Source organism: Candidatus Glomeribacter gigasporarum BEG34 (assembly GCF_000227585.1).
Taxonomy (GTDB): Bacteria; Pseudomonadota; Gammaproteobacteria; order Burkholderiales; family Burkholderiaceae; genus Glomeribacter; species Glomeribacter gigasporarum_B.
Window position 1 is genome coordinate 1 of sequence record NZ_CAFB01000086.1, and the last position, 3013, is coordinate 3013.

General features: G+C 46.3%; 4 protein-coding genes. 1 reads left to right on the plus strand and 3 read right to left on the minus strand.

What is annotated here, in order from left to right:
* Window positions 1-1138 (minus strand): ABC transporter substrate-binding protein (locus CAGGBEG34_RS08790; RefSeq protein ID WP_102033318.1); only part of this gene is annotated, 1138 nt, incomplete at its 3' end.
* 220 nt (window positions 1139-1358) lie between these two features.
* Window positions 1359-2174 (minus strand): hypothetical protein, encoded by an 816-nt coding sequence (locus tag CAGGBEG34_RS08795; RefSeq protein ID WP_006683301.1) that lies wholly within the window; start codon window positions 2172-2174, stop codon window positions 1359-1361.
* A gap of 258 nt (window positions 2175-2432) precedes the next feature.
* On the opposite strand from CAGGBEG34_RS08795, the gene CAGGBEG34_RS08800 reads away from it, so the two are divergent.
* Entirely contained in the window at window positions 2433-2723 is a 291-nt protein-coding gene (locus CAGGBEG34_RS08800) for a hypothetical protein (protein WP_006683302.1), read from the plus strand.
* 127 nt (window positions 2724-2850) lie between these two features.
* Here the strand turns inward: CAGGBEG34_RS08800 and CAGGBEG34_RS11985 are convergent, their stop codons facing one another.
* Window positions 2851-2985, minus strand: coding sequence for a BrnA antitoxin family protein (locus CAGGBEG34_RS11985; protein WP_081463817.1), 135 nt, complete (start codon window positions 2983-2985; stop codon window positions 2851-2853).
* Window positions 2986-3013 lie beyond the last annotated feature (28 nt).

The window sequence follows — 3013 nt, forward strand, 5'->3', positions numbered from 1 at the left end:
TCACGCCGATCTTTTCCCAATCCGCCTGGATCATTTGAGCCATCAAGCGGGCGTTCGGGTTATAGGGCCGCTGTTCTGACATCGCCCAGAGTGAAAGGGTAAAACCATTCGGATAACCTGCCTGCGCCAACAATTCCTTTGCTTGTTTTAAGTCGCGCGGCGTATCTTGCAGTGTTTTATTATATGACCATTGCATCGGCGGCATCAGAGAAACCGCGATTTTTGCATGGCCTCCGCCTCCGTAAACCGCATCAATAATCGTCTTTTTATCTATCGCCGTATCCAGCGCACGGCGTACTCGCACATCGTCAAGCGGCGGATGCGTCATGTTGTACGCCAGATAACCCATACTGAAACCTGACTGGCTTAATACTCGGAGGTGGGGCACTTTCCGCAGCATTGCGATATCAGAGGAACGCGGAACAGCGCTAACCTGACATTCATTCTTGATCAGTTTTTGCGCCCGCACGGCGGCATCCGGCGTGATAGCAAATATCAGTCTGGACAAGCGCACATCCTCAGGCTTCCAATATTCTAGATTGCCGTCGAACACAAGGGTTGAATCTTTATCATATTTGCGGAAAATAAACGGGCCAGTGCCAACCGGCTTCTGATTGATCTCTGATGGCTTACCCTTTTCCAGCAATTGCTGCGCGTATTCGGCCGATACAATTGATGCAAAGGGCATTACCAGCTTAGATAGAAACGGTGCATAAACGGTATTCAGCGCAAAACGCACGGTATAAAGATCGGGCGCTTCAATTTTAGAAATGACCGTCTCCAAGCCCTGAAATTCGGGAAATTCGGTCGGATATGCCTTGCGGAACGGTATATTTGGATTGCGCATCCGCTCGAAGGTAAAGACCACATCTTCCGCGTTGAGGTCGCGCGTGGGCTTGAACCACGGCGTTGTATGGAATTTTACGTTGCGCCGGAGATAAAAAGTATAGACTCGGCCGTCAGGGGAAATGTCCCACTTTTCAGCGAGACTGGGTTCGATTTTGTTTATATTTGTGCGATTGTATTCAAGCAGACGGTTAAAGACCGTTGCCGTCAACGTAAATTCTGTACTCGCTTCACTTCTACCAGGGTCAAACCCTTTTGGAGAGGCTTCAGCGCAATATGTGAGGAATTTCATCGGTAAAGAGTACTTTGTCAAACCATTTGCATATGCACCACAAGCCACCAGCCCGACAGGAAGGGTAGCTGCTGCTCTAATTACACGCCAGGCACGGACAATATGATTGTTCATGAGAAAAGCATAAGAAATGCTGCTCGAAATTATCTATGTATTCAAATGTCATTGAATCAAATATATAAAAATTCTTGACGTTTATTTTTTGTTGCATAAGGGTTTCTTAATAAAAATCAGTGCTTGTTATGAGGTTTTTACCTGTTGTGCGCAGTTTAGAGAGAACATGGTGTAGGGTAAACGGGCTGACTATTTTTTCCCGAATATGGGTGATGTGATTACTCATGGTTGGAGCGGAAACATCAAATTGTTTGGCAAGAACTTTACATTGAGAAGATTTGCACATGGCAAGTAAAATCTGTATTTCCTTACAAGTGAGTGGACTCAGAGGATCGAAACAATGATCTAATTCCAGATGCCGTAATAAATGCTGAATTGCCTTTCGGTTAGAGACAGGAAAAAATCCTTGATAGAGATAAAACAACCTATCTAAAGACAGCCGTGGCGTTAAATCCTGGAAAATAGTCAGAAATGCAATGACTCTTTTTTTATCTCCGCTTGCGCTTGAAATGGGGATTATGTTTATACGCTCAAGCTTCATCAAGCCATTAACATACAGGTGGGGCCAATTAAAGTTGGCAGAGCGTTTCGTTAACAAGACTCGATTTTCAAGTTCCTCGGTCCGTTTCACATTATCGAGTTCAGAACATATTATGGCAGAATCCAAATTCAATTTAGACTTCCTCTGACGTATATCGTCTATCCAAATCTCGCGAGGGGTAACGTTGATTAAATCGTCAATGGATTCTAATCCGTTATAGATAGCCTCATAATGGTTGGCCAGAAGATGTTTTCTCGTACATGCGTCTCTTACATGGCCTGCGTCAGAATAGCTTTCTAAAAAATCAGATAAGAATTCGCCACTGCAGCTAATTGTTCCGCGACCACTGTTTAGATTGGACAAAATTTGAGCCGCATTCATAATGTTTTCTCCAGTCGAAAAAATAATTTTACTGACTGAACACTAACTCTAATTTTTTGATATTTGTTTCCCTGATCAATATATAATTCAACTGAAACGTTGATATGACAGCGGTTTCCTAATAAACCTCAACTGCACGTTGAAATCACGCAGAATTCGTGTGGTTATTTTTCATACGTTTCTCTTCGGATCGAGCGACGATACGACCTATGAGCACATCGGTCTGTTGTGCTCGAAAGAGATCACAAGAGGAATGCCATGCCAAACCTGACCCAAGAAGCGCTGACGCAACAGATTTACGAAAATAAGTGTGCCCATCCAAGCCTGGAAGACATTCTGAATTGCTTTTATGAGCTGCCATGCAGCGAGCTGGTGTCTCTGTTTCATGATCTGGCCTCTGTGATTCATCAAGCCTGGCATGCAGAGAATATCGAGCTGAGCGCATCACTCCGAGAACGGTTTCGGCAGGATTTTTTGGAAGTGTCAGACATTGAAGCTTTAGGCGCTGAGCAGACGGCTGCCGACCCCAGTGCCGACGCCGGCCATTGAACAGAGGCGGTTTTAGCGAACGGTTGAACGCCGCCGGCCGACGCATGGAGAATTCAAAAGAATGCCATTGGACGCGCCGGTGACGAGTACGATCATGGAAGCGACAGCCTCCTTGCGCTCACCTGTTTTAGACCGGCAGTTCCGCCGGCGTATGCCCTTTCAGCCAATCGGCCAACGCCGCGTTCATGCGTGTTTGCCAGCCCGGGCCGGAGGCGCGGAAGGCAGCCAGAACATAGGGATCGCATCGGAAGGCAATGGCAATCCTGGGTTCGCCAGAGACAGGGGGTCTG